A 25,924-nucleotide genomic window follows, 5' to 3' on the forward strand; every position below is an offset into this window, starting at 1 on the left:
GCGAGCCTTTTTCATGAGCCCACATGATTCAACCCCGCTACCCGTACTACATGGCATCCGGCACATCGACAACAGTGTTCCGGCGAAGCGCATCCGCCAGCTCGGTTTGAAGACATTCCATAAAGGCGTTCCACGCCCCGCGGCTGGCGTCCAGCTCCTTGCGGCCGATGTCTTCCATGGTATCCAGCCAAACCCGCTTATCGGTGATGTCCCCAAGCTCGGACTGAATGTCTTTGTACATCGCTTCATTCGCGTGAAACTTCTGATCCAGCGTGAAGGCTGCCGCGTTTGCGGTATAACGGATACGCTTGGCCGATATCCGCAGCTTATGCAGTTCATCCAGAGCCTTCCGGGAACCGGGGACTTCTTGCTTGAACATCTCCTTGCACCGTTTCTTCTGCTGCTCGAAAGCGGCTTCAAGCTCTCGCATCGCAATATTGACGTCGATATCGGTAACGAGAGCCGGAAGCCGTTCGTTAATAAATTCATCCCATTTGCCCTGGAGCTCGCCATTCATCAGCGCAGGCAACTCATCTGCCAGCTTCGCGCGCTGCCGTTTGCGCTTTGCTTTCTGATGCCGGATCACCGCTCCCAGCAGCTTGGCGGTCTTCTTATCGCCACCTAGCTTGGCCGCTTTGCGTCTTTCCTTGAAGGACTGAATGAGCACATCGGCATCCCTTACCTTGCCTAGCCGCTTCTGGGCCTGCTTGAATATGGCATAAAGGCCGGAGGTATGCCCGGGGTCCAGAACCGCCAGAAGCGTCAGCAGCTTGCGGCTGCTTACCCTCGCCTGATGAACGGCCTCATCGTCAAAGTCCTTCAGCGCCTCTGTTCCGTGATCCAAAAAGCTTGTATACAGCTCCGCCATTGCCTGCTCCCACTGCTTCGCTCCGCTTATCTCGGAACTATGGGTTGCCGTATCGGTTGTCATTCGTCATCACTCCCAATTTATGATCGCCTCAGGGACCGTTCTGTGGAAATTGAACCCAAGCAATAGTGATAGCGCAACCATTTATGTGTTTAGAGCGTCTTAAATTTTGAATAGCTATATTTTAATTCTATCACAAATATCTGCTGCAGAAAGGGTGAGACGAATGTTCAAAAAATTAACAGCCGTCTGTGTCTGCCTTGGATTAGCCGTATTCATTGCGGGTCCCGGTACCGGCGGAACGCCTTCCGCGCAGGCTGCTTCCCCGGCCGGAATGACCTCCGTGACGGTTAACGGTGTAAAGCTTACGCTTGAATCTCAGGCTTACGTAAAGCAAGGAAGAGTCATGGCTCCGCTTCGGGACATGGCGAAAGGGCTGGGAGCGCAGCTGTATTGGGATGCGGCTTCCCGCACGGCTACGATCAAGAGAGATTCGCATCAAGCGCAGATTAAGGCGGGCAGCAGCCGGGCGCTAAGGGATGGAGGGGTCGTCATTCTGGATGTTCCTGCCGAAATCCGCAGCGGCCGTGTGTATGTTCCTCTGCGTTTTGTAGTGGAGAGCATGGGCGCGACCATATCCTGGAACGTGAAGACAGGCACGGCTCAAATAATACTGCCGCTTGACCCGGCCAGCGCGGAGAAGGTCATTGCGGAGCGGGCCGCTGCTGCGGTGCAGGCGCTGAAGGCGAAGGATTGGGCCGCTCTTTCCTCCATGGTTCACTCCTCCCGGGGCGTCCGATTCTCGCCTTACGGCTATGTGGACACCTCAAAAGACATCGTACTGAGCCGCGGCGATATCGCGGCGGTAGGCGCAGACGGGGCGGTCCGAACCTGGGGCGCCTACGATGGAACGGGCGATCCGATCAAGCTGACGTTTGCCCAGTATTACGACAAATTCATTTACAGCGCCGATTTTGCGGAAGCGCCGGAAATGGGCTACAATCAGACCATCGGCACCGGCAATTCGCTGAATAATGCGCGGGGCGTATACCCGGCTGCCATCTTGGTTGAATACCATTACGACGGGTTCGATCCGCAGTATGCCGGTATGGACTGGCAGAGCCTGCGGCTTGTGTTCGTTAAGGAAGGCGGGCAGTGGATGCTTGTAGGCATCATACATGATCAATGGACCATATGAGCGAAAGCAACATAACAAGCGGAATGGGCGAACTGCAGTCTGGTCCGTCCGGAACGCTTCCCGGGCGCATGGCGCTCTTTGAGCATCTGTCCGGCAGCGCGGCGGAAGGAGAAGGGGGCGGCGATATGCTGATCCCCTTCGCTTTTGAAGAAACGCTGTGCCGGAATGTTGGCGCGGGGCTTGTGCCTCCGTCGGTGCACTTGTGGAGCCACCCCGGCGGATTGGCTCTCGGGCTCCGGGACAGCCGCCTGCCGTGCGCCGGGCAGGCGATGCAGAGCCTTGAAGCGCGCGGCATCCGCACGGCGGTCAGACATTCCGGCGGAGCGGCGGTTCCCCTGGATGCGGGAGTCGTCAACGTCTCCCTGATCTTGCCCAAGAGCCGGGGAACACTGGATTTTCACCGGGATTTCCGCCTCCTTGCCGCCTTGATTGCGGAGGCGGCGGGCGTCTCTCACCCGGCTGCCGCCGCACAGATCGTTGCGGCAGAGGTTGCCGGGTCTTACTGCCCCGGCGATTACGACCTGTCCATCGGGGGCCGGAAGTTTTGTGGAATCGCCCAGCGGCGGCAGAGCCACGCCTATTTTGTGCATGCCTTTGTCGTTGTGAGCGGCCCCGGGCGGGAGCGCGGCGAGTTGGTGCGCCGCTTCTACGAGGAGGCCGTCTGCGGCGCTTCGGGCCTGGACTATCCTTTGGTGCGGCCGGAAACCATCGGCGGGCTCGGTGAACTAGGCGGCCCGGATTCGGCTGCCGTGTTCGCGGACGGAGTCCGGCAGGCGGTGGCAGCCCGGGGCACGGAGCTGGTGAAGGCTTCCGAGCTGGAGGCGGCGACCGGCTATCGCCTTGGGTACGGCGATCCAAGGGTGCGGGAAGCGGCGAAAATGCTGCGCGAGCGGTATGCCCAGTGAGCAGCGCTATAGGTATGCGGGCTGTCCCGTTCACGCTGTCATACAGGAATTTGAGACTGTGCCGACTGAATTTGAGCTGAGCGAGGAAATACCTTTATTTCCGTAGGTATGTGATATAGTAGCCGTTCTCAGGCGACCAAAAGATGCAGAATTTCAGGTTTTTACATTATTTTCTTCATCATGCCCCCTAAATTGGCGAAGAACATCCCGATTCCATTCGGGAGGATGCACCGGGATGTTCTCCTGTCTTCGAAAAATAAAGAATTAGATTGGCAGCAGCGTTAAGCGAGCCGCAGGATAGTTACAAAAAAGGGGAAAAATTAACCAAATAAAAATTTCTCATTTAGTGATTGACCAATCAATAACTAGATGATATTATGAATTTAAGTTAGTAATTGATCAATAACTAATCACGAAATGAGGTCGATGAAAATGGAAAAAGCGATCGTAATTGGAGCAACGGGCGGAACGGGAGCAGCGATCACGGAAGAACTGGTCAAACGGGGGATACGTACCATTGCTTTTGGGCGTTCGCGTCAGAAATTGGAGCACTTTGCAGGAAAGCTTGGAAAGCCCGCGCATTTGACGCTTGCCGTAGGGGACGCAATGCGCCCTGATGATATTGTAGTTCAAGCAGGCGGCGCGGACGTATTGTTCCATTGCGCGAACGTACCCTATAACGAGATGGTGAACAAGCTGATACCGCTAGGCGAATCGGTGATGGAGGCGGCAGAACGGCTTGCGATTAAAGTTGTAGCGATTGACGGGATCTATCCTTATGGGAGAAAACAGATGGATCTTGTCACAGAAGAGCATCCCAAGCAGCCTCATACGAAAAAAGGAAAAGTCCGCCTGGACTATGAACGGATGCTGTTCAGCAAGCGGTGGAGCAAGGTCAAAGTTATGATTGTTCGCTTGCCCGATTATTATGGGCCTACGGCTAATGAAGCCTCGTATTTAGGTTCAACCCTTGAAGCGATCGCTGCTGGGAAAATGGCTTTTTTCGTCGGCAACATGCATGTTCCCCGCGAATTCGTCTATTTGCCGGATGCAGCTACCATGGTTGCCGAGCTGGCAGGCAAAGACTTCGCTTACGGACAGAACTGGAATATACCGGGGGCTGGGATCATATCGGGACGGGAGATCGTACGGATTGCGCAAGCGGCAAGTGGCCATGTTAAGCCGGTCATACCACTGAAAAAATTAGGTTTATCGATGCTGGGTATGAGCGTGCCCGTCATGAAAGAAGTCATTGAGATGCTTTATCTAACCGAAGATCCGCTGACACTAAGCGGAGACAAATACAAACGACTAATCGGACCGATCACCGCGACGCCATTCCAGGAAGGTATTACTTCGACTGTTTTGGCATTGAAGAGCAAGGCATCTTTTGCACAATAGTTATTGATTGATTAATCATTAAGGAGAGATGAAATATGTTGAAAAGATCGTTTAAATCAAAAGCATTCACGATGAGCTTTCTTTTACTGATACTAATTCTGATTGGCGGGGTGATTTTTAGTACGAGGTACCCCGATGATTCCCAACGGACCACCGTCGATGTAGACCGAAACGCCCAGGTCATAGTCGACCTTTCCATCGAAATCGAAGCTCCGCAGCAGACCGTATGGCGGATACAGACTGGTATTGACCAGTGGCCAACTTGGCAGAAAAACGTCTCTCAGGCCCGGTTATCCGGTCCACTCGCGGTGGGAAGCACCTTCCAGTGGGAGACCCATGGGCTACCCATCGTCTCCACCATTCGCGAGGTCGACCCTATGCGGCGTATCGTTTGGGGGGGGCCAGCACAAGGCATCGAGGGCGTCCACGTGTGGACCATCACTCCCACCTCCAAAGGAGTCGTCGTGCATACCACTGAGTCCTGGGACGGTCCGCCAGTAGCGGCCGACCCCGACGGCATGCGCGCGGCACTAACGTCCTCGCTCAATGCCTGGCTTGCCGATCTCAAGACAACTGCTGAGGCGGCCAACTGAAAAGCAGCCTTTACGCGACGGGGATTGTTACGCTCCCTCGGTACCTCCGGGTGAGTCAATCCCAATTGTAAAGACACCTCCAAAACCACTAAAGCAGTGGGAATGGAAGCATCTTTGCACATATGGGGGTTAAAATCCTAAAATGAACTTTGGGACACTTCAACATACAGGAGTACCTTGTTCCTTGTAAGTCAATGTATTATTTGTGGAGCATCACAAAAAGCAGGCCAAAACTGGTTGCCTGCTTTTTGTGTTTCGGTATGACCAAATGTCGAATAGCTGTTGCGGCATTTCAAATTGAAGGGGCTGGTACAATAACTGCATATGGTTATTCTATCCTGCGTGCTTCCGAATTGGAGTAACATTCTGTGGTGCACCTGGTCGCTCTGGTCAGTTTAAGACTTTAATTTCCCAAGACATCTCCGTCTCAGTAAGAAGAATTAGTGACGATTCCCACTCAAAGCAGCGGAGAGAACGGAATGATTGCGGAAAAGCGGCAGCGTCCGCCCCGTACACCCACCTTAATTCTGCCTCAAAAAAAGGACGCCGCTGCACCCATTTCTATGGTTTATTGGACACTCCCGCTAAAATACAAAGGAATGCTCCTGAACTCAGTAAGCTCCTAATTGTCATGTGTACGATCCTTAAGGCAAGGTCACGGTGAAGCTGTCAAGTTTGATTTTGCCCGATGCATGATGAGGAGTAAATGTTAACGTTTTTGTACCGGCTGGAAGCGGATCGAACAGCTCGGTGCCGGTGGAATAATATTTGCCATCCCGGAATTGACTGCTGCTTCCGCCGAAGTGGGAACCAAGCCTATGCCCTGATTCATCCGTCACACCGACCGTTATATAGTCGACCGAATCTTGCTCCTCAGACACCGCGCTAAAGGTAAGCCGCATGCCCGCCGGTCCAATCACCAGGTCGGATACCGTCAGTTCAACGCCGCCGGATTTCTGCTTATGGCCGATCGCGATGAGCTTGGTGCCGGACTGTTTAGTCACTGGTATGGCGAAGTTCCACTTTTTCTGTCTGTCCTCCGTGCTGAGAGTCAGTCCAAGCTCGAACCGGTCCGGTAAATCCGACGGTGAGTCGACTTCCAAAATCCCCTTATGATAGGTCGGGGTAATTTCGGTTAGATTTCCCCCCGTCGAGAAATTCGCTGGCGTTCCGTTGACGGTAAACTCGTTTCTCATAATGATATATTCCTCTCCCAGCGGCTTCTCCGTCTCCAGCGAGTATCCGATACTTAAACGCGTCCCGTCATAGAACACCTCATTGATGGTAATCGAGTCGCCGCCGGATATCTTGGTTACGCCAACCGCGGCAGTTAATCCATTTTCACTAACGCTCTTCAAGCCGCTGTCCCCGATCTGGCTGAATACCGATCCGATGACTGGAATTTTGGACACAATGCTTGCCATTGCCGGAGACAAGACCGCCGAACCGAACAGCAGACCGCAAGCAACGGCCGCCGCCCCCGCTGTATACGCCATTTTTTTTCGTATCTTCGTCCTCTTGCCTGCTCCGGCTTCCTGAACCGTCTTCGTAATGATGGCGTCCAGCTTGTCATAGGGTACCGGAATGCTGTCGATTTCTTTTTTAAAGGTATGAATTTCTTGGATCATCGCAGTTGGCTCCTTTCAGCTTTTTTCGTAGAATCGATAGGCCCCGGTGAATATTCGTCTTTACCGTTCCTTCCGGGCAGTCCAGAATTTCAGAAATCTGCTTAACCGAGTAATCTTTATAGTAGCGAAGCAGCAGCACCGTCCTATATTTCTCCTCAAGCGTCTCCAAGGCCTGAAGAAGATCGAGCTGATCCTCCAGCTGGAGTTGATACGAATCCCCGATATGTTCAAGCACTTCCGGACTCATTGCGGTAACATTGCGGTTCTTTTTTAAAAAGGAAATAGCCGTATTAATTAGAATCCGCGTGAGCCAGGTGGAAAAATAACGGCTGTCCTGCAGCGAGGATATCGACTTGAACGCCTTATATACGGTCTCCTGAAAAACCTCCAGTGAATCCGCCTCATTTCTCATGTACACATAGGCCATCCTGTAGAGCTTCTCTTTCTCTGCATGAATGAGCGCTTGAAAAGCGTCCGGATCGCCGCGCATGGCGCGAGGGACCAAATCTGATGTTGTACTCATCAGCCAACCTCCTTTTCTCCTCTATTAGAGATATCCGGCCCGAGAAACGTTTCAACTTCCCTCTTTCTAGCATAATCGCCCATGGATGGATGAACGGCTTGTAACATTAATCATATAAAAATTAATCTTTTACAATTTATATAGAATAAGAGCTTCTCAGACTGAACGCATCTGAATCGACAATCTTTTTTATACAAAGGAGAGAACTACTGATGAACAAGACGCTTAACAGTGATTTTACCGAGATTCTTACGGGCCGGCGCTCCATTCGCAAATATGACCCCGCCGTTAAAATCAGCAAAGAGGAAATGACGCAAATTCTTACGGAAGCGACGCTTGCGCCTTCTACGGTCAACATGCAGCCTTGGCGTTTCCTTGTGATTGACAGCCCGGAAGGAAAGGCGGCTCTGGCGCCGCTGGCCCGCTACAACAAGCAGCAAGTGGAGACTTCTTCAGCGGTGATTGCAGTATTCGGGGACATGAACAGTTTCGACTATGCCGAGGAAATTTACAGCACCGCCGTCGAGCGCGGATGGATGCCGGCTGAAGTGAAGGAGAAACAACTGGCAGGCATAAACAGTCATCTTGCCGTCCTGCCGCCGCAGGTCAAACGGGAAATCCTGCTGATTGACACGGGACTTGTCTCGATGCAGCTTATGCTGGTGGCCCGGGCCCACGGTTACGACACGAACCCGATTGGCGGTTATGACAAGGACAAGGTCGCGGAAGCCTTCGGCTGGGATAAGGAACGGTACGTGCCCGTTATGCTGCTCTCGATCGGCAAAGCGGCGGAGGAAGGCTTCTCTTCGGTCCGTCTGCCTATCGACAAAATCGCGGAATGGAAATAAATAGATTTAAGGCGTAAAATATAGAGGAATAAGATAAGGAGGGAAAGAGAAATCATGATTATTATCCATGCTACGTTTTATGTGAATCCGGAAAAAAGAGAAGCCTTCCTGGCCGAGATTAAGCCGCTGCTCGCGGGGAGTCAAGCGGAAGAGGGCAACGTGTACTATGATCTGTACGAGCATTCGGAGAAAAAGAATGTGTTCATTATGGTCGAAGCCTGGCGTGATTCCGAGGCCGTCGATATCCATAACGCCACCCCTCATTTTACTGGTTTCGTGGGTAAAGCAGAGGATTTCCTTACGGCTCCGCTGGATATTAAGGTATATAACGCAGAACAGGCATAAGGGAGTGTCATAGACATTTTACCTGCGGTTATCCATCCGAACCTCCCGCTTGGCGGTCATCGTCATGCGAGAGGTTCTTTTTTGCAACAAAAAGGGGTCTTGGCGCTTACTTGTACATCTCAGGTCTCCGGTCGGTAAATACCGGGATTTGCCCGCGCGCTTCCCGCACTTTGGCCAGATCAAGCTCGCCGGATACAATCTCCTCCCCTTCGCCCGCCTCGCAGACGGTTTCTCCCCAGGGATCAATAATCATGGAATGCCCCGCAAAAACATTGGCGGGATCGGAACCCGCCCGGTTGCAGGCGACAACATAGCACTGGTTCTCAATCGCCCGGCTGACGAGCAGAGCGCGCCAGTGGGCGAGGCGCGGCAGCGGCCATTCCGCGGAGACGAACAGCACTTCTGCTCCGGAGACCATGTGCGCGCGTATCCATTCCGGAAACCGGATATCGTAGCAGATGACTCCTGCGCAGGGTGTGCCGTCCAGACTGAACAGTCCTTTGGACGCCCCCGGCCGGAGATACATATGCTCATCCATAAGCCGGAACAGATGCAGCTTGCTGTATTCAAAGGCAGGGACTCCTTTGCGATCCGCGGCGAACATGGTGTTGGTCACACCTTCCTCGCGCTGCCAGGCGGTGGAGCCTGCAATAATATTGATGCCGTATTCCTTGGCTAAGCCGCCAATAAAGGCTGTCGCGGCCTTGCCGCCCGGATCGGCCATTTCATCAAGACGCTTCAAGTCATAGCCGGTCGTCCACAGCTCGGGCAGCAGAATGCAGTCCGGCCGACCTTGCGCGGCAAGGCGGATGGCGCGCTCCGCCGCAGCGTAATTGACCTTCGGATTGCCGAAAGCGATGTCGAGTTGAAGCAGGGAAACTTTCATTTAACGGTTCGCCTCCTTATGTATAGCACTATACGGATATCCGCCTTTCAAGGCAATATGGCTGTCCGGCGATCTTCGGGGGAAGGCATTGCCTGCTGACTTGACAAAACCGGCTGACCGAAGTAAAAAAAAGTAGGATATACCGGAAGGAGGAGCGAAAGATGAGAATAACGATAACCGGCGCCGGAGAGCGCCATGGCGAGGTATATTTCTCCTCGGCCTACGGCGAGGGCAAGGGGCAATGGCTCGGCTCCTCCTTGGTGCCCGGACAGGAATGCGAGGCCGAGCTTGAGCTTCCCGAGCTCTTTATCAAATGGGTAGATCTCGTCCCGGCTCCCGGGCAGCCGCCGGCGATCTCCATGAAGCCGGGCAAGAATGTTCTGACCGGAACACTGGAGGATATTGAAGAGGACGGAACGGCTTATATGCGGCTCGGAGAGTCGCTGATTATGTTCGAATGTCTCGGCGAGCCTATGGCGATTGGCGGCACGGTGGAGCTTACAGCCGGAATCATCCGCATCTATCCGGCGGCTTATTAGCGCTGGACGGGTTCCCGGGTTCCGGCGATTCGGCGCTTGGCAGCTTGGGGAGCCGGAGGCGGCGGATGCAAACCGGGCTTGTGCGCGGCTTATTCCGCGGGTATGCTGTAAATAACAGGCGGAAAGTTTGAAGCGAAGAATTGAAAGAAGCTGTGAGGAGCACGGGCGAAATGAACAGTGATATTCAGCAATTTAAAAGCGAATTTTTCAAGGCATTGGCTCATCCGATGCGCATCCGTATCTTGGAGCTGCTCAGCGAAGGGGAGAAGACCGTTAACGAGATGCAGGCGATTCTGGGGTCGGAAGGCTCTGCCGTATCGCAGCAGCTCGCCGTTCTGCGGGCGAAGAACGTGGTGAACAGCGTGAAGGAAGGCACCTCTGTTATCTATTCGCTCCGCGATCCGCTGATCAAGGATCTGCTGGCCGTGGCCAAGCAAATTTTCGATAACCATCTGGTGAACGCTATCTCTCTTCTGGAGGAGATCCGCAGCGAATAAAGGCTGCGGTTCCGGTGCGGCCTGATTGAATGCGCTTTCAAGGGAGGGAGGGAGGGAGGCAGGCTGGGGAGATCAGTCTTAAGTGATTTTGACTTTAGGATTGACATTAAAAAAATACAGGAGTATTGTGTCATATATATTCAAATAATCAGATATTCAAAGAAAAGAAGGTTATAGCATGATAGGATGGAGCCGATTTCGGGACTATGGCATGAGCTCTCTGCGAAAGGATCTTGTTTCCGGCATAATTGTCGGCGTTATTGCCATTCCCCTGGGAATGGCTTTTGCTATTGCCTCAGGTGTCAAGCCGGAATACGGCATTTACACGACGATTGTCGCCGGCATTCTGATTTCGCTATTCGGTGGTTCGAAGTTTCAGATCGGAGGCCCGACCGGTGCCTTTATCCCGATTCTGTTCGCTATCGGGGCGCAGTACGGCTACGAGAATCTGCTCATCGCGGGCATGATGGCCGGCATTATGCTTGTCCTGATGGGCGCGCTCCGGCTGGGCGTGCTGATTAAATTCATTCCGAAGCCGGTCACGATCGGATTTACCGCCGGAATCGCCGTCATCATCTTTACCGGGCAAATCGCCAGCTTCCTTGGCCTGAAGGGTATTGAGCGGCATGAGAAGTTCTTGGACAATATGCGCGAGATCGGCATTCATATCTCAACGATTAATCCATACAGCATTCTGACGGCGGCAGTCTGCCTGGCGATCGTGCTGCTGGCGCTCCGGTTCGCTCCCAAGGTGCCGGGCTCCTTGATCGGACTGATCGCTGCCAGCATAATGGCGGCGTTGTTCTTCAGCGGCCAGGTGGCGACAATAGGCTCGGCTTACGGAGACATTCCGAGCACGCTGCCGAGCTTTCACTTCCCGGTCATTACCTGGGAGCGCATCCGGCTGCTGATTCGGCCTGCGTTCCTGATCGCCATGCTGGGCGCGATCGAATCGCTGCTGTCGGCCGTCGTGGCTGATGGCATGAGCGGCAGCCGGCATGACAGCAACCGCGAGCTGATCGGACAAGGCATCGCCAATATCGCGGCTCCGCTGCTTGGCGGAATTCCGGCGACCGGCGCGATTGCCCGGACCGCCGCCAATATTAAGAGCGGGGCTGTTTCCCCGCTCTCCGGCGTGATTCACGGGGTGGTCGTATTCCTGATTCTGCTGCTGTTCGCTCCGTATGCCTCAAGTATTCCTCTGGCGGCGATGTCGCCGATCCTGATGGTGGTCGCCTGGAATATGAGCGAACGCAAGGCTTTTCTTCATCTACTCAAGACGAGAACGGGAGATTCGCTCGTTCTGGTGATTACCTTCCTGCTTACGGTCTTCGCCGATCTGACGATGGCCGTGGAAGTGGGGCTCGTGCTGGCCGTCATCCTGTTCGTCAAGCGGATGGGCGAGGTTCATCTCGTGTCCAAGGTGCTGCCCGATCCGGAGTCGGTCAAAGTAGGACCGCATATGGTCTCGAAGGAGCATGATTGCCCGCAGATCGGCATTTATAACGTGGAAGGCCCGCTGTTCTTCGGGGCGGCCTACCGCTTCGAGAACACGATGCCTGGAGCCGGGCCTGATCAGCCAAGGGTGGTTCTGCTAAGGATGAGCAAGGTGCCGTTCATGGATACAACGGGGGAGAGTAACCTGGCGGGGCTCGTCAAGCATCTGGAGAGTTCGGGCGGGAAGCTGCTCATCTCCTCTATACAGCCCCAGCCGCTTGAGCTGCTCCGAAAGACGGGCCTCTATGAACGGATCGGCGCTGCCCGGTTCTACGATCATACCGGGGAAGCAATCAATGAAGCTCTCCGCACAATCTCCGGGGAGCAGTGCATCGGCTGCCGGCACGCCGCCTTCCGGGAGTGCGCCGCCTTGTCCGGCTATGAAGAAGCGCAGAACCTGCTTGGCTTCAAAGCACGCTCCAAGCCGGAAATCGCCCGCTGACGAAGCGCGGCCGATATATGAAGCTAAACTGAAATCGCCCGGACGGCAGCGTTCGGGCTTTTCTTAATATTGAAAGCGGAAGGTCCGAATACACAGGGTCCTTTCGGGTGGACTCGGGTTCTCCTTCTTTGTACAATGGGATAATATATGGAAATATTGCTGATAAGGAGAATGTTGCTGATGAAGGAGCTGAATTATCCGAAGGTATTTCTGATGCTTGCCGGACTCACTCTGGCAACGCTGGCCGTATATGGCATCGTTTCGCTGAGGACCGATGATTTCTACAAGTTTTTGATCTGGAATCTGTTTTTGGCCTGGCTGCCGTTTCTTTTCTCGCTGGCGGCGCATGCGCTGCACAGACGGGATTCGCACAGTCTGCTGCTGCTTCCGCTTGGAGCGGCCTGGCTGGTCTTTTTCCCAAATGCCCCGTACATCATGACCGATCTGCTTCATCTGACAATCCGCAGCGGTATTTATATTGTTGGCGGCGTCGTCCAGAGCCGGTTCTGGTATGATCTGACTATGCTCCTGCTGTTCACCTGGACCGCCTGGCTGACCGGCTTCTTCTCTCTGTACCAGTTCCAGACGGTGATCTGGCGCAAATCGAATCTGCTGCTGTCCTGGGTCTTTGTGCTCGCCGCCTGCATCCTGGGCGGGTATGGGGTGCTGCTGGGCCGGGTATACCGCCTAAATAGCTGGGATGTGCTGACCGACAGGCACCGGCTGTATCAGCTTATGCTGGACAGCGTGAACCGCCAGTCCGTCTTTTTCAGCCTGTTCATTGCCCTTGTGCTGCTGGTCATCTATGCGACGCTGTACAGTCTGCTGAATGCGCGCGGCAGCGGAGGCCGAGGTTATGAGATGAGCGGATTTCAGTCCAGACGCGGGTCGTCGTAAGCAGGGTAATTAGATGCAGGGTGCTTGAATGTGAACGGTAAGTTGTGTTGTTGCTATTAGAAAAATGCCTGCGTGCCGTTTCCGGCAGGCAGGCATTTGAGGTTATTTCAAGCCGCAGGTCGTATAACCGGGGATGGTGATTTCCAGTTGATCGCCGGATTTCTTGACCTTTACGCCATTTGAAGTGGTGAAGTCGAGCTTACGCCCTTGCCATTGTTCATCGGACAGTTCGATGGTTACCGTGTCGCCGCTCAGATTATGCAGAACGAGTACGGAGTCATCCTCGAAGGTTCTGGTGTACCCCATAATTCGGCTGTCTCCGGTCGGCATCTCATGGATGTCGCCCTTCATTAAGGCTGGACTCTCATGACGGATGCGGATCAGCTCCTTGTAATGGGAGAGGAGGGAGTCCTTGTCCTTCGCCTGCGCTTCTACGGAGACGGCGTCCGGACCTGAATTATCACGGGAGGGCTCCCAAGTGGTTTGGCCTTCTCCGCTTCCCGGGTACCACCGGAACGGCTCGCGGATATTCTCATCCGGTTTCTCCCCGAGCATGCCGATTTCCTCTCCATAATAAATGAACGGGTTGCCGGGCAGGGTGAGCAGGATGGAGGCGGCGGTTTTAGCTTTATTAACGTCCCCATTCAATACGGACATTGTACGTACCTGATCGTGATTGGTCAGAAACGGAGCGTCAATCGGATTCGCGGCGTATTCGCTGTACAAATCAAGGGTATTCGAAGCAAAAGCAGCCAGCCCGTTATCCGAACCGTTCTGCACGGCATCCAAAATCTTCGAGGACAGGTCGAAGTCGAAGGAAGAATCCAGCGCTTTGTAGTAAGGCGCAATCTTGTACGGTCGGTCCCACACCTCTCCTACCAGGTAAACATCCGGCTTGACTTCGGCAAGTCCCCGCTTGAATTCATCCCACCATGCGACATTCTTATCCGCTTCATCAGGCTTGCTGTAGATGTGCATGGCTGCGTCGAGGCGGAAGCCGTCAACTCCCTGGTTCAGCCAATGCTTCCCGACGTTGATCATCTCTTCACGCACTTTAGGATTGTCAAAGTTCAAATCCGGCATGAAGTCTATGAACAGGGCGTAGTAATAATCCCCGGAACCCGGATACGTCTCATACCAGAGCTGCTGTCCCCAAGGCCCTTTTTCATTCAGGTCGGTGTTCTCGTCAGCCCAGATATAGTAATCCCGGTACGGGCTGTGCTTGTCCTTGACGGCATCCAGGAACCAAGGGTGCTTGTTGCTGGTATGGTTGAGCGCAAGATCGATCGTCACTTTCATTCCCCGTTTATGTGCTTCTTCCGTCAGGCGGCGGAAGTCTTCCGTACTGCCGTACGCCAAATCTACACTGTAGAAATCCGTCGTATCATACTTATGATAGCTGGGGGAAGGACCGATCGGCATTAACCACAGCGAATCGACGCCCAAATCTTTCTTGGTATGCGGGTTTCCGTCATTCAAATAATCCAGCTTTTGCAGGATGCCGTTCAGGTCGCCTTTTCCGTCGTTGTTGGAATCGGAGAAGGAATTGACATAAATCTCGTAATAGACGCCAAGGCCCGAGTCACTCTGAATTTGCGGTTTGGCAAGAGCACCGCTGGCGAAGCTGAACAGTAAGGGTAGAGTTAAGGCCATGGATGTAATTTTTTTCATCTTAGAAACCTCTCTTCTTTAAAATAATTTGTTTATGAATCTCAATTTGCAGCACCGAAATCGGCATCAATGATCGTATCCATGGAATGTCCGCTTTCCGTCAATGTTTCAACTACCGGACCCAGATACAGATCGGTCTGCCAATACCCGGATTCCGGCAGGTCAACATGTACGGTATGCGTTCCCGGTCCATAGGTTTGGGTCACATTATCGTACACGTGCTGATTCTCGTAGGGCTTGCCGTCTTCTTGAGGAATGACGCCTTCCGGATAAACATAGCTGGAGAAGCTGATCCGGGCTTCCCCGATGCCTTTAGGAACCGTAAACGTTGCTGTTCCTCCTTGAACATCGGAATTGAAATACTGGTCGAACGGACGCTCGGGCTGGTTTGGTTCGTCGGCTTCACGGGTTTCCTTAACGGAAATGGAATCACTCCACAATACACCCGTTCCCGGATGTCCCGGACGCTGATAGGCTTTGAACATATAGTTTCCCTGTTCCAGCATAGCCGGCGTGAAGGTCAACTCCTGCGATTCACCCGGAGCTAATGCCTTGATTACGCCTGAAGCAACGACTTCGCCGTTCTTTGGATTGCCGATGCCGCTGCGGAATACCTCATAGACCGTTTCGCCCTGCATCCCGGAGCCGCCATTTATAACGGTTGCCGAAATTCCGGCGTAGGTCGTTTCTACCACGGTAAAGCGCAAAGAGCTTTTGTCCCATGCCGCTTTAGCCGGCTGGATCTTGTTGCTTTTCTGGCTTTTCGTTTGTCCGTTGTTGACTTTTTCAGCAAATGCAGTATGTACAGGTTGGACAAACGGAAAGGCCAATAACGATAGGGAAAGGACTGCGGCGGAGATTATTTTTGTATACTTCATATCGGGCACGCTCATTTCTGCAGATTCTGGTTAGGTGGATACGGCATCGCCTTAAGGAAAAGAAAACGGGTGAAGCCGAAGATGCTTACCCGTTTTCCTTGTCTTCCGGCAATAACCGTGAATCGTATTATTGAATTTTTACACTGCGGTCTTCATCGACTGGGATCTTGACATACAGAACGTGTTCAGCCGAATCGAAGTAGTAACCACTTTCCTGCCCATTCAACTGCTCTAAGCTGCCCACTTGGTCATATTTGTGTTTAGCCGCCTGAATTTTCTTCGGCTGCTCGGCATCATGCAGCTTAAGCGTGTAGGACTTAATGGCGGAATCGTAGTTTTGAGCTTTCTTGTCCTGCTCGAACTCGATGTGGTTGCCTTTCTTTTCCACCTTAAATTCCGTGATATTGAATTCACCTTGCTTGTAGTCCAGGGTCTCCGCATCGTCTTCGTAGAAGCTGTAGCTGGCTTTATCGTTCAGATAGGTGTCAAGAATCAGATTTTCCAGCTTCTTCTCATCGGTGGATTGCTCCACTTCCTGACGAGGGATGATCGAATTGTTCTTCACGAAGATAGGCAGTGTTCCAAGATCGGCTTTAACCGTGATCGTCTGGTTGCCTTCGTACGATTTGCCAGTCCAGTAATCGACCCATGTCTCGCCGGCCGGCAGATACACTTCACGGCTCGTTTGGCCTTCTTTGACAACAGGTGCAAGCATCAGCGAATCGCCGAACATAAACTGGTCTTCGATGTTATACGTCTTCGCGTCGTCCTGGAACTGGTAAACAAGCGGTTGTTGAACCGGTTGACCGTTCTCCGCGGATTCCTTGAACTGGTTGTACAAGTAAGGCAGCAGTTCATAACGCATGGAGATGTATTTGCGGCTGATGTCTTCAACCTCTTTGCCGAAATTCCAAGGCTCTTGCCCGCCTGCGAGTCCCGATTTCGCACTGTTGTCGTAGTGGTCGCGGGCAAACGGCAGGAAGGCGCCGACTTCAATCCATCTTGCGAACAGCTCAGGCGTCGGAACATTGCCCGGCGATTTCGCAAAGCCGCCGATATCATTGCCGACAAACGGAACACCGGACAAGCCGACGTTGGCGTTCATCGGAATCGACATTTGCAGATGCTCCCAGTTACTTACGTTGTCACCGGTCCAGAGTGCCGCGTAACGCTGCGTACCTGCGTACATGTCCCGGGTTAACACGAATGGACGGGTGTTCGGTTTATTTTTGAGGAAGCCGTTATATGTCGCTTCGGTTTCAAGATGTCCATAAAGATTGTGGACTTCCGTATGCAGCTTCTTCTCCCCGTTGTCGCTTTCAAATACAGTATCCAGCGGCGCTGTATGGAAAGGACCGTCAAATACGGCAGGTTCGTTCATATCATTCCAGATGCCGTCAACGCCTTCATTCAAGAGGGTTCCGAGATTGTCGGCCCACCAATTGCGGACATCCGACTTCAGGAAGTTCGGGAAGGCGGATCTGCCTGGCCACACATCGCCGAAGAAGGTGGAGCCGTCCGGATTTTTCGCCCAGTAATCATTAGCGGTTCCTTCCTGATACATGCGGTAGTTCTCATCCTGCTTGACGGCCGGATCGTTGATCGTGATGGCGCGGAAGCCATCATTCTTCAGCGTCTTCAGCGCTTGTTTATACTGGTCGTTCCAGGTGAACACGCGGTATCCGTCCATGTAGTCGATATCAAAATGCATCGTGTCGAGCGGGATTTTTTTCTCGCGGTAGGTTTTGGCCACATCCACGAGTTCTTCCGGTGTATAGCCCCATTTACTTTGATGGAAGCCCAGGGACCACATTGGAGGCGTCTCGGATTTACCTGTCAGCTCGGTGTACCGGTCGATAACGTCGCCGATTTCCGGACCGTTGATGAAGTAGTAAGTCAGAGTGCCGCCGTTGGCGTAGAAGTAGTAGTAATCGTCCTTTTCGCTGGCCATTTCATAATAAGAGCGGAACGTATTGTCGAAGAAAATCCCGTATGCTTTCTTATCTTTCAGACCGATGAAGAAGGGAATCGAAGTGTATAGATACTTTGTGTTTTTGTTGTAGGAGTAAGCGTCGGTATTCCACATGCCAAGGCTTTTGCCGCGTTTGTTCAGCCCGCCGGATTGCTCGCCGAAACCGTAGAAATTTTCAGTGGAATCCGTCTTTTTAAACGCATACGGCTTGCCGCCTTCATAGCCGACACCCTGCGCCGCGTCTTCGTTGATAACGTTCCCCTGTTTGTCCAAAAATTTGACGCCGAACGGTTGTTTGTTAATTTTTACAGTAAGCTCGCTAGTGGAAAGGGTGTATTCTTTATCCGTTTCCTTGGACGTGAATTTAGGTGTCTGCCAATCCTTCTTAGCGATCCCGGGGGAGACAAATTCAGCTTCGCCGTTTTTTACCACCGAGATTTTGGCCATGTCCTCCGAGAAGAGCCGGATAAAGCCCTGGTAGTCGCCCAGGTTCAATTTCACTCCATTGTCCAAAGCTTCTAACGATTGTACGGATAACGGCTGAAGATTCTGTTTGTTTAACGGGGTATCCGCCTCAGGCTGGGTTTCCGCAAACGCTACAGTTGCCGGAAGCACGCCCGCAGCCGTTCCTGACAGCAAGCTTAGGCAGATGGTCGCCTTTGCCAGTTTCCTAGAAAGGCTCATAGACTTTCCCTTTTTACGCATACATTACTCTCTCCTTCTCCGATTCAGTTTGTAATTCGAACATTCAACCGGCGACTTCCCGGCGTCCTGTCTCTATCAAATTAGCAAGCAGCTGGGGGCCGCAACAATGGGGAGAACCTCCTACGGGATGGATAAACAGGCTCTAATAGCAGAAAAGAAAACGTTTGCATAAATAATGTGAATCATCGATAAACCAGTGCCAGGCTTGGGATTCAGTATTTTAATCTTAATCTTCTTTTGCATCCTGAACTCTAACAAGTAATTACCATTTAATTGGGAATATGAGGCAAATAATAGTTCCCGGGGTCTATTAAACCGCTTTTTTCATAAATTGAGAGCACCGCAGTCAACCTTTTATTTTGCTGTATATCGAAAAATAGAACACTTTTTCCGGCAAATTTCTGGAAAATCTATGCTTCGGGAAGAAAAACTAGTCATTTTAACCCGAATATTGTAAATATTAAAAAAGTGTAATATCTTTCTCTCTTCCGCAAAAATAAGACACTCTACCATATGATAACGGTTACAAGAGTCTCAGGGCCATAGAAATTATGCGATACGTGACTCCAAAATAGGTACGTGTTCCAATTGATTAAGCAGGGTTTTTCTCAGATAATGAACTGAAACCAGGGATAGGAGTGAGACAACATGAGACACGTCAGGATGATACGGATAGCCGCTGCTGCTCTGCTCTGGGTGACTGTTTGGCTGCTATCGGCCTGCGAGAATGCTTCTGAGATCGTTTCTGACCCGCAAAAGATTGACCGAATAGAGCGTGGCGTCCTGCTTGAGAAGCTGGTTACCGATAAAGCGGCTTACCGGCCGGGAGAGAAGGTCCGATTTGATTTAAAGCTGAGGAGTCCGGCATCCGGTGGAACGATACATATCCGCTATTTGCATATGGACAGGATTGTAGAGGAAGAAACCTTAAAGGCGCAAGGGGAGGAGATGACCTGGAACTGGACCCCTCCGAAGGAAGACGGCAGGGGTTACTTCGCTGAAGTGTTCTATATAAAGAACGAAAAGCCAGTCGATCAAATGAATATTGCCGTCGACGTTTCCTCTGACTGGGGGAAATTTCCCCGTTACGGTTACTTGGCTGATTTCCCGCAAATGAGTAATGAAGAGAGGTCCCGGGTGATCGAGCGCTTAAACCGGTTTCACATCAACGGCATACAATTCTACGATTGGCAGTACAAGCATCAGGAGCCGATCCGTTTCGAAGACGGCCGCCCTGCGGCGGATTGGACCGACATTGCGGGCCGTCCGGTATCCTTTGACACCGTGAAAGGCTATATTGACCTTGCCCACAGCCGGGGCATGAAGGCCATGAATTACAATTTACTCTTCGGAGCCTATGAGGGCGCGGAAAATGACGGTGTGAAGAAAGAGTGGGGAATGTTTAAGGACCCCGCCCACGGCGAGCAGGATAAACACCCTCTTCCCGATAATTGGGCGAGTGATATTTATATGTATGATCCCGCCAATCCGGAATGGCAGAACTATCTGGCCCGGAAGGAAAGCGAGACTTTTAGGACGCTTCCCTTTGACGGCTGGCATGTGGACCAATTGGGCGACAGAGGCCAGCTGTGGACCTATGAAGGCAACCCAGTTGACCTGGCCTGGACCTATCAGGCTTTCCTGAAGGCGGCCAAGGAGAAATTGAACGTCGATTATGTCATGAACGCGGTGGGCCAGTTCGGCCAGGAGCATATTGCCCGTGAGGCTCCCGTGAAATTTCTCTATACCGAGGTATGGGGCAACCATCCTGGCTACCAGAATTTGAAGGAAGTGATTGACCAGAATTCCGCATACAGCGGGAACCGGCTGAACACGGTGTTGGCGGCATATATGAATTACCATTATTCCGATTCTCCCGGTGAGTTCAACACGCCAGGGGTCCTGCTGACGGATGCGGTGATCTTTGCCTCGGGCGGCTCGCATCTGGAGCTGGGAGAAAACATGCTGTCCAAAGAGTACTTTCCCCATAAAAATCTGAGCATCTCCCCGGCTCTCGAAGCGCAGCTGATTAACTATTACGACTTTTTGGCCGCTTATCAGAATCTGCTTCGGGACGGGACGGTGGAATCGGGACTGCAGGCCGAAGGGACGGGGGAACTCGCGATTTCGGACCGGGCGGAGAAGGGGAAAGTATGGTCTTTTTCCAAACGGAAGGGATGTAAAGATATATTTCATTTCATTAATTTTACGGATGCTTCCACGATGGACTGGAATGACGACCAGGGAAGCCAGACGGAACCTGTAGAGAGGCAAGATGTTTCCGTGTCAGTGAGAACCGACCGGCCGGTGGCCAAAGTATGGTTCGCTTCTCCCGATGTCAGGGACGGCTCGCCCCAAGCTTTAGAGTTCACGCAGCAGGATGGCAGGCTTGAATGGAAGCTGCCCAAGCTGAAATATTGGGACATGGTAGTTGTCGAATATGAGGAGTAAAGGACTGTTTTCCTATAAATACCATTGGTATCCAGCTTTGTATCCTGTACACTTTTATTAACGAACACAACAATAGGAGAGGCCGTATGCTGCATAAATTGCGAATATCCAATCGTTTTACCGCCAAGATTATACTGGTCCTCCTGCTGGTTATTATCATTCCAACTCTCTTTACCAGCTTGTCCTTCTATTGGCTGTCCGACTCCATTCTGAAAAAGAACGCGCGTGAGTCAACGATTCAAATTGCGAAGCAAACGGCGGAGTCGCTCTCTTTTATTCTCGATGTGGGGATCGACACCTCCGATTTTATTTCCAGCGATATGAACATTCAGCGGGCGGCCATGGAACTGGGCAACAGTCCAACCTACGAAGAGAACTGGAATTTTCAATATATTAATACGCTGCTTAACAATTATGTCTATTCCAATTCCTTTGTCAAAATCGTCTATCTGCTGAAAGAGGAGGGGAGAGGCTGGGGCAGCGGCACCTTTTCCGACCAGAAGCTGAAGGAGATCCAGCTGTCCGACCAGGACTGGGTCAAGGAAGCCAAACGTAAAGACGGAGAGCTGGTTTGGCAGGGTCTTCAGTATGATCAACTCAGCGGAGGCGGCGTTAATACGGATTTGGTTCTGCCGGTAGCAAGAGTTCTTAAGGATTTTAATACCATGCGCAATATCGGACTGGTGCAGATTAATTTGGACGGGCAGTCGGTTGTAGGTACGATCCGGCAGCTGCAGCTCGGGAAGACGGGCAAGTTCTTCGTGGTCGATTCCGGAGGGAGGATCATGATCGACTCCAATCTCGATATGATCAACAAGAGAGTGGAGAACCCTGATTTATATGAGCGGATTGTCGGTGATAACGCCGTGGAGTTCGAGTTTCACATGAATGGAGTCCCTTACTATGGGGTTAAGCAGCTGCTCAGCAACGGCTGGATGATTGTCGGCACCGTTCCGGTTGCGGAAATAAGCGGGCCGCTGGAGCGTCTTCAGACCTGGATTTTGCTCTCTTCAGCAGCTTTTTCCCTGGTCGCCATCGGAATCGGACTTTTTATCGCCAGGTGGGTGACTCAGCCTGTAAAGCAGCTGACCCAGAGCATGCTTTCCGTTCAGAACGGAGACCTGAGGGTCAGGGCGGACGTTCGGACATCCGATGAAATCGGCTTTTTGAGCAAGCAGTTTAACAAGATGATTCACAAAATTGAACATTTAATGCGTCAGGTGGAGGATGAACAGAGTGAAAAGTATCATGCTGAGCTCCGTGCGGTCATGCACCGGATTCACCCCCACTTCCTATATAATACGCTCAGCACGCTCAGGTGGCTAATTGACTCCAAGCAGAATGACCGTGCATCCGAAGTGTTGTCGGCGCTGAACCATCTGCTGGAGGCGAATATGGGCAAAAGCGGCAGCCGGATTACGGTGGAAGAGGAACTGGATATTATCAGGAAATATTTGATTATCTTGGAGCTTCGGTACGAAAAAGTCTTTCAACTGGACCTGGATGTCGAACCGGGCACGGAGAAGGTGATCATTCCCCGGATGCTGCTGCAGCCGCTGGTGGAAAACGCTATCTTTCATGGGATCGTACCGAAAAATACAGACGGGCGGATATCGATCCGGATTCGAAAGTATGACAAGTACCTGGAATTTCTAGTGGAAGATGACGGTTTAGGCATCGCGGAGGATAAGCTGAAGGTGCTGAACAATCTGGAAACGGCAGCAGAACATGGCGAGATCGGAATCGGCCTGCGCCATATCTACGACACACTGAGGCTTTATTATGCTCAAAATTGGAATTGCTCTCTTACAAGCAGGCCCGGCCAGGGAACGACGGTACACATTTTATTAAAAGCACTTTCCGAAAGATCCTCTAAGAACTGACAGATCGGAGGAAACACCCATGTACAGAGTACTTATCGTAGATGACGAGCCTATCATCCGTAACGGGATCAGTGCATTTATCGACTGGGAAAAGGAAGGGGCATCGGTAGAAGAATTTGCAAATGGCGCGGAGGCACTGGCCCAATTAGAAAGCCGGGCTTACGATATTCTGATCACGGATATCAAAATGCCTCTAATGGACGGCATCGAGCTGATGAAGAAGGCCCTGGCCCTTTGCCCTTGGCTAAAGGTGATTCTAATCAGTAATTACAGTGATTTTAATTACGTAAAAGAAGGCTTGAAGCTTGGCGCCGTCGATTATTTGCTCAAGCTAACGCTCAAGCAGGAAGATCTGCTTGCCGTCTTGCGCCGCAGTATTTCTATGCTTGAGGAGGAACGGAAAAAGGTCTTTGAACTGAAATCGTATCAGCAAGGCGCCATGTATCTGGAACGGAAGCGCGCAGAGCAGGAAATCAAAAGACTGATCGTACAGGAGCAGGTTCTATCCTCTTCAACCGTCTGGATTCCTTCATGGCTGGAACATTCCTACGCCTGTGTGTATCTTATGCTCGATGGGGCTGAGGAATGGAAAGAAAATCACGGATACTTATATGTTCAGCTGCTGCTGGAGGAGCTGCAGGAAGCGTTCTATGAGCGTTCGGAGGAAGGAAGCGCGCTGCTAGCTGCTGAAAGCAGCCTGTTCTTGATCTTTCCCGGCCCGGAGGAGGAGGCCCGGCAGTGGCTTCTTCAGTGGAAGGAGCGGCTTCAAGCGGAGTGGGGAATTTCCGCGTCGGCCGGCTTCGCTGTGAAGCGGGGAGCAAGCCGTATACTGTCTGGATATTTCGCCAGCCGCTTCGCCTGTCAAAGGCGGTTCTTCGAAGGAGTGGGCGGATTATATAATGCAAGAGAAGCGGAAACCAGCTCCAGAGTAAAAGACACCGGGCTTGACTATGACTGGGAACCCTTCTTCGAGATGATCCGCAGCGGCGAACCGGTTTCATTCGCAGTTGATCTTGCGGTGGAACGCTGGAAGAGCATGGTTTTGAGTCCGGAAACGGTCCAGCAGGAGGCGATTGCTCTTCTTACCGAAGCCTGCCGGCTCCACGCCGACAACGGCGCCCTGCTTCCTGAACGGTATGAGCAGCTCCGCAAGACAGAGACATTGGAGCAGCTCGCGGCATTCATGGTTTGCGAGCTGGAGGAAATCGGGAAATCGTTCATTCCTAAATTGCTGGATAACGGGTACGGCGGACAGTTGGTTACAAAGGCGCTGGAATATATAGCCTCTCATTATACCGAGAACTTGACGCTGCAAAGCGTAGCGGATACCGTTCATCTCAGTAAAAGTTATTTCAGTCTGCTATTCAAAAAGCAAACCGACCGAACCTTTATCGATCATCTGATCGAGCTGCGGATTCGGGAAGCGAAGCGGCTGCTGACGCAGAGTGACAGCCGGATTTCCGATGTAGCCAAAGCCGCCGGGTTTAAAGACGTTAAATATTTCAGCAAGGTATTTAAAAAAAGTACGGGATCTACTCCTATGGAATATAGGGACAGTACAAAGATGTCAACTAGCGTATAACGAATAAAGGAGGAATCTTTAATTGGCCACGCGCTGGATATCCTTTATTCTGATCCTGCTGTTAACGGCCGGATGTGGAGGTACTTCCATGATCTCGAATCCGGAGAGCGTACAGACCCTTCAAGGGAATGATAAGACTGTTCTTATTTTCTGGCATACGTATAACGATAGGGAAACCCGGATACTGATGCAGGAGCTGATACCTGCTTTTGAGCGGGATCATCCGGACATCCGGATCAAGTGCATAAACTTAGCCAACAATAACGAATTAAAGTACAGCTTGATTGCGCGCGCCTCTTCGGGCCGCGGTCCGGATGTCGTCAGGATGGACATCGCCTGGGTACCCGAGTTTTCGCATAAGGGGCTGCTTGAGCCGTTAAACGGTTTTCCGGGCTTCAACGATCTGAGGGACGCGTTTCATCAAAAGGCCATGAGTGCAGGTTATTATAATGACCAGTATTACTCGATTCCGCTCAACCTGTATACGAAACTTACTATATTTAACCGGGAGCTTCTGGCGCGGTCCGGATACTCGGAGCCTCCGCACACCATGGATGAAATTCTGGAGCTGGCCCGTAAGCAGCATTTTGTAATCGGTCTGGCGGGCTTGGGACCTTGGGACACCCTTCCATACCTCTACAGTCTGGGAGGCTTATTTATGGACCGGGACTTTACGAGGGCTTCCGGATATTTGAATAGTGACCGTACCGTCCGGGCGGTGGAGAAGCTGGCGGATCTCTACAAGGACAAGCTCATTCATCTCTCGGCCCTGACCCAGGACCGGGATAACTGGGCAGGGGTACGGAACGGAAGCATGTTGTTAACGGATGAAGCACCATGGTTCTTCAGCTTGTTGAAAGAGTCCGACAAGAGACAGGCTCTTAAACAAACCCTATCTGTACCGTTTCCGAAGAGGAATGGAACGAGTTCCATTATAGGAGGCGAGAATTTGGTCATTATGAAAGGCAGCAGGCATCCGGTCGAGGCATGGGTTTTTATGAAATGGATGACTGGCCTCGAAGGGCAGCTAATTATGGCCAAGGCCGGGTTAATTCCGACTAATAAGGAAGCGGTTAAAGCGCTGAACGTTAGCAGTCACTCCTACCTCTATCCTTACGTTGAGGAGGTCGATGACTCTTTCCTGCGGCCGCCTGTGAAGAACTGGAGCAAAATCGATGAGATGTATACCGTCTACATGAATCAAATCTTTCTGGGCCATCTGTCCGCGAGGGAAGGCTTGGACCGTGCAGCCGAGGAAATTGATAAGCTGCTTAAAGATTAATGAAGTTAATGTCTGCTGGGCCTGGATCATAACCGAACCGCTTCAGGTCGATGGCTCCCTGCTCATCGAACTCGACGCCTTCCCCTATGAGGTACAGCCGCTGAATCTCGCCGGATTCCCCATCCGCCAGCGAGATTCTTCCCTGTGCATTAATGATCCGATGCCAGGGAAGCTTGTGGCTTCGGCTCATAGAGTGCAGAATCCGAACAATTTGCCTCGCCCCCCGCGGGCTTCCTGCTGCTGCGGCGACTCCTCCGTAAGTCATTACCATCCCTTCAGGGATGGATTGTATGATGCGAATGGCTTTTTCCGTAAACGGCGTCACTTTGAGGACGCTCCTTTCCTAAAGCTATATCTTTCAATTATATCAGAGAAAGGAAGAGCTGCCTAAACACATGTACCCTTGTCGAAGGGCAAATAGGAACGCTGATGG

22 protein-coding genes are annotated in these 25,924 nt (G+C 52.1%); 14 read left to right on the plus strand and 8 right to left on the minus strand.

The features are described from left to right. Positions 1–46: 46 nt before the first annotated feature. Positions 47–931, minus strand: a complete 885-nt coding sequence (locus tag KP014_RS05940) for a CHAD domain-containing protein (protein ID WP_036592412.1) — start codon at positions 929–931, stop codon at positions 47–49. A gap of 163 nt (positions 932–1,094) precedes the next feature. Here KP014_RS05940 and KP014_RS05945 point away from each other — a divergent pair, with 163 nt between their 5' ends. The 4 genes from KP014_RS05945 to KP014_RS05960 all read left to right on the plus strand — a co-directional run bounded on the left by KP014_RS05945 (position 1,095) and on the right by KP014_RS05960 (position 4,965). Then, entirely contained in the window at positions 1,095–2,066 is a 972-nt protein-coding gene (locus KP014_RS05945) for a copper amine oxidase N-terminal domain-containing protein (protein WP_036592411.1), read from the plus strand. Further along, on the plus strand, positions 2,063–2,971 hold the full coding sequence (locus tag KP014_RS05950; protein ID WP_246590648.1) for a lipoate--protein ligase family protein: 909 nt from the start codon (positions 2,063–2,065) through the stop codon (positions 2,969–2,971). Before KP014_RS05945 ends, KP014_RS05950 begins: the two co-directional genes overlap by 4 nt. Positions 2,972–3,403: 432 nt before the next feature. Further along, complete coding sequence (locus KP014_RS05955) at positions 3,404–4,372, plus strand: SDR family NAD(P)-dependent oxidoreductase (protein WP_175491901.1); 969 nt, start codon at positions 3,404–3,406, stop codon at positions 4,370–4,372. Between the two features lie 35 nt (positions 4,373–4,407). Then, positions 4,408–4,965, plus strand: a complete 558-nt coding sequence (locus KP014_RS05960; protein WP_216700465.1) for an SRPBCC family protein — start codon at positions 4,408–4,410, stop codon at positions 4,963–4,965. 644 nt (positions 4,966–5,609) lie between these two features. On the opposite strand, the gene KP014_RS05965 is transcribed toward KP014_RS05960, so the two are convergent. Together KP014_RS05965 and KP014_RS05970 are read right to left on the minus strand one after the other, a co-directional pair. Continuing rightward, positions 5,610–6,593, minus strand: a complete 984-nt coding sequence (locus KP014_RS05965; protein ID WP_051500150.1) for a DUF4179 domain-containing protein — start codon at positions 6,591–6,593, stop codon at positions 5,610–5,612. Beyond that, entirely contained in the window at positions 6,568–7,116 is a 549-nt protein-coding gene (locus KP014_RS05970) for a sigma-70 family RNA polymerase sigma factor (RefSeq protein WP_036595985.1), read from the minus strand. The genes KP014_RS05965 and KP014_RS05970 overlap by 26 nt, the downstream gene beginning before the upstream one ends. A 212-nt stretch (positions 7,117–7,328) precedes the next feature. Between KP014_RS05970 and KP014_RS05975 the strand changes: the two genes are divergently transcribed. Further along, positions 7,329–7,964 carry a nitroreductase family protein gene (locus KP014_RS05975; RefSeq protein ID WP_036595984.1) on the plus strand — a complete coding sequence of 212 codons (636 nt, stop codon included), beginning with the start codon at positions 7,329–7,331 and terminating at the stop codon, positions 7,962–7,964. 54 nt (positions 7,965–8,018) lie between these two features. After that, positions 8,019–8,309, plus strand: a complete 291-nt coding sequence (locus KP014_RS05980) for a putative quinol monooxygenase (protein WP_036595982.1) — start codon at positions 8,019–8,021, stop codon at positions 8,307–8,309. A 106-nt stretch (positions 8,310–8,415) separates the two neighbouring features. Here KP014_RS05980 and KP014_RS05985 read toward each other — a convergent pair whose 3' ends face one another. Further along, the gene (locus KP014_RS05985; RefSeq protein WP_036595981.1) at positions 8,416–9,195 is read right to left on the minus strand and encodes a carbon-nitrogen family hydrolase; all 780 of its coding nucleotides are present in this window, start codon (positions 9,193–9,195) and stop codon (positions 8,416–8,418) included. Between the two features lie 161 nt (positions 9,196–9,356). On the opposite strand from KP014_RS05985, the gene KP014_RS05990 reads away from it, so the two are divergent. The 4 genes from KP014_RS05990 (at position 9,357) to KP014_RS06005 (ending at position 13,067) form a co-directional block, all read left to right on the plus strand. Further along, positions 9,357–9,734: a hypothetical protein gene (locus tag KP014_RS05990; protein WP_090834455.1), complete on the plus strand. Its 378-nt coding sequence runs from the start codon at positions 9,357–9,359 to the stop codon at positions 9,732–9,734. A 170-nt stretch (positions 9,735–9,904) separates the two neighbouring features. After that, on the plus strand, positions 9,905–10,231 hold the full coding sequence (locus KP014_RS05995; protein WP_036602261.1) for an ArsR/SmtB family transcription factor: 327 nt from the start codon (positions 9,905–9,907) through the stop codon (positions 10,229–10,231). Between the two features lie 178 nt (positions 10,232–10,409). Next, positions 10,410–12,170, plus strand: a complete 1,761-nt coding sequence (locus tag KP014_RS06000; RefSeq protein WP_090834454.1) for a SulP family inorganic anion transporter — start codon at positions 10,410–10,412, stop codon at positions 12,168–12,170. Between the two features lie 180 nt (positions 12,171–12,350). After that, positions 12,351–13,067, plus strand: a complete 717-nt coding sequence (locus KP014_RS06005; RefSeq protein WP_051500075.1) for a DUF1361 domain-containing protein — start codon at positions 12,351–12,353, stop codon at positions 13,065–13,067. Positions 13,068–13,169: 102 nt separating this feature from the next. Here KP014_RS06005 and KP014_RS06010 read toward each other — a convergent pair whose 3' ends face one another. From KP014_RS06010 to KP014_RS06020, 3 genes are all read right to left on the minus strand, one after another. Next, positions 13,170–14,738, minus strand: a complete 1,569-nt coding sequence (locus KP014_RS06010) for an alpha-amylase family glycosyl hydrolase (protein WP_036595452.1) — start codon at positions 14,736–14,738, stop codon at positions 13,170–13,172. A gap of 41 nt (positions 14,739–14,779) precedes the next feature. Beyond that, positions 14,780–15,631: a hypothetical protein gene (locus tag KP014_RS06015; protein ID WP_036595453.1), complete on the minus strand. Its 852-nt coding sequence runs from the start codon at positions 15,629–15,631 to the stop codon at positions 14,780–14,782. A gap of 112 nt (positions 15,632–15,743) precedes the next feature. Next, positions 15,744–18,293 carry a glycoside hydrolase family 31 protein gene (locus tag KP014_RS06020; protein ID WP_246590649.1) on the minus strand — a complete coding sequence of 850 codons (2,550 nt, stop codon included), beginning with the start codon at positions 18,291–18,293 and terminating at the stop codon, positions 15,744–15,746. Positions 18,294–18,941: 648 nt separating this feature from the next. Here KP014_RS06020 and KP014_RS06025 point away from each other — a divergent pair. The 4 genes from KP014_RS06025 to KP014_RS06040 all read left to right on the plus strand — a co-directional run bounded on the left by KP014_RS06025 (position 18,942) and on the right by KP014_RS06040 (position 25,491). Then, the gene (locus KP014_RS06025) at positions 18,942–20,744 is read left to right on the plus strand and encodes a glycoside hydrolase family 66 protein (protein WP_051500077.1); all 1,803 of its coding nucleotides are present in this window, start codon (positions 18,942–18,944) and stop codon (positions 20,742–20,744) included. An 86-nt stretch (positions 20,745–20,830) separates the two neighbouring features. Continuing rightward, positions 20,831–22,627 carry a cache domain-containing sensor histidine kinase gene (locus tag KP014_RS06030; protein ID WP_051500079.1) on the plus strand — a complete coding sequence of 599 codons (1,797 nt, stop codon included), beginning with the start codon at positions 20,831–20,833 and terminating at the stop codon, positions 22,625–22,627. Positions 22,628–22,646: 19 nt separating this feature from the next. Further along, on the plus strand, positions 22,647–24,209 hold the full coding sequence (locus KP014_RS06035; RefSeq protein ID WP_036595457.1) for a response regulator: 1,563 nt from the start codon (positions 22,647–22,649) through the stop codon (positions 24,207–24,209). Positions 24,210–24,231: 22 nt separating this feature from the next. Further along, positions 24,232–25,491, plus strand: coding sequence for an extracellular solute-binding protein (locus KP014_RS06040; protein ID WP_036595459.1), 1,260 nt, complete (start codon positions 24,232–24,234; stop codon positions 25,489–25,491). Here the strand turns inward: KP014_RS06040 and KP014_RS06045 are convergent. After that, complete coding sequence (locus tag KP014_RS06045; RefSeq protein ID WP_036595460.1) at positions 25,481–25,816, minus strand: MGMT family protein; 336 nt, start codon at positions 25,814–25,816, stop codon at positions 25,481–25,483. The two genes, KP014_RS06040 and KP014_RS06045, sit on opposite strands and share 11 nt — an antisense overlap. Positions 25,817–25,924: the final 108 nt, after the last annotated feature.

The organism is Paenibacillus sophorae (assembly GCF_018966525.1).
Lineage (GTDB): Bacteria > Bacillota > Bacilli > Paenibacillales > Paenibacillaceae > Paenibacillus_AQ > Paenibacillus_AQ sophorae.

Excerpts from the sequence above, each read along its gene's own strand:
- KP014_RS05940 (WP_036592412.1), bottom strand. The coding sequence starts at position 931 with ATGACAACCGATACGGCAACCCATAGTTCCGAGATAAGCGGAGCGAAG.
- KP014_RS05945 (WP_036592411.1), top strand. The coding sequence starts at position 1,095 with ATGTTCAAAAAATTAACAGCCGTCTGTGTCTGCCTTGGATTAGCCGTA.
- KP014_RS05950 (WP_246590648.1), top strand. The coding sequence starts at position 2,063 with ATGAGCGAAAGCAACATAACAAGCGGAATGGGCGAACTGCAGTCTGGT.
- KP014_RS05955 (WP_175491901.1), top strand. The coding sequence starts at position 3,404 with ATGGAAAAAGCGATCGTAATTGGAGCAACGGGCGGAACGGGAGCAGCG.
- KP014_RS05960 (WP_216700465.1), top strand. The coding sequence starts at position 4,408 with ATGTTGAAAAGATCGTTTAAATCAAAAGCATTCACGATGAGCTTTCTT.
- KP014_RS05965 (WP_051500150.1), bottom strand. The coding sequence starts at position 6,593 with ATGATCCAAGAAATTCATACCTTTAAAAAAGAAATCGACAGCATTCCG.
- KP014_RS05970 (WP_036595985.1), bottom strand. The coding sequence starts at position 7,116 with ATGAGTACAACATCAGATTTGGTCCCTCGCGCCATGCGCGGCGATCCG.
- KP014_RS05975 (WP_036595984.1), top strand. The coding sequence starts at position 7,329 with ATGAACAAGACGCTTAACAGTGATTTTACCGAGATTCTTACGGGCCGG.
- KP014_RS05980 (WP_036595982.1), top strand. The coding sequence starts at position 8,019 with ATGATTATTATCCATGCTACGTTTTATGTGAATCCGGAAAAAAGAGAA.
- KP014_RS05985 (WP_036595981.1), bottom strand. The coding sequence starts at position 9,195 with ATGAAAGTTTCCCTGCTTCAACTCGACATCGCTTTCGGCAATCCGAAG.
- KP014_RS05990 (WP_090834455.1), top strand. The coding sequence starts at position 9,357 with ATGAGAATAACGATAACCGGCGCCGGAGAGCGCCATGGCGAGGTATAT.
- KP014_RS05995 (WP_036602261.1), top strand. The coding sequence starts at position 9,905 with ATGAACAGTGATATTCAGCAATTTAAAAGCGAATTTTTCAAGGCATTG.
- KP014_RS06000 (WP_090834454.1), top strand. The coding sequence starts at position 10,410 with ATGATAGGATGGAGCCGATTTCGGGACTATGGCATGAGCTCTCTGCGA.
- KP014_RS06005 (WP_051500075.1), top strand. The coding sequence starts at position 12,351 with ATGAAGGAGCTGAATTATCCGAAGGTATTTCTGATGCTTGCCGGACTC.
- KP014_RS06010 (WP_036595452.1), bottom strand. The coding sequence starts at position 14,738 with ATGAAAAAAATTACATCCATGGCCTTAACTCTACCCTTACTGTTCAGC.
- KP014_RS06015 (WP_036595453.1), bottom strand. The coding sequence starts at position 15,631 with ATGAGCGTGCCCGATATGAAGTATACAAAAATAATCTCCGCCGCAGTC.
- KP014_RS06020 (WP_246590649.1), bottom strand. The coding sequence starts at position 18,293 with ATGCGTAAAAAGGGAAAGTCTATGAGCCTTTCTAGGAAACTGGCAAAG.
- KP014_RS06025 (WP_051500077.1), top strand. The coding sequence starts at position 18,942 with ATGAGACACGTCAGGATGATACGGATAGCCGCTGCTGCTCTGCTCTGG.
- KP014_RS06030 (WP_051500079.1), top strand. The coding sequence starts at position 20,831 with ATGCTGCATAAATTGCGAATATCCAATCGTTTTACCGCCAAGATTATA.
- KP014_RS06035 (WP_036595457.1), top strand. The coding sequence starts at position 22,647 with ATGTACAGAGTACTTATCGTAGATGACGAGCCTATCATCCGTAACGGG.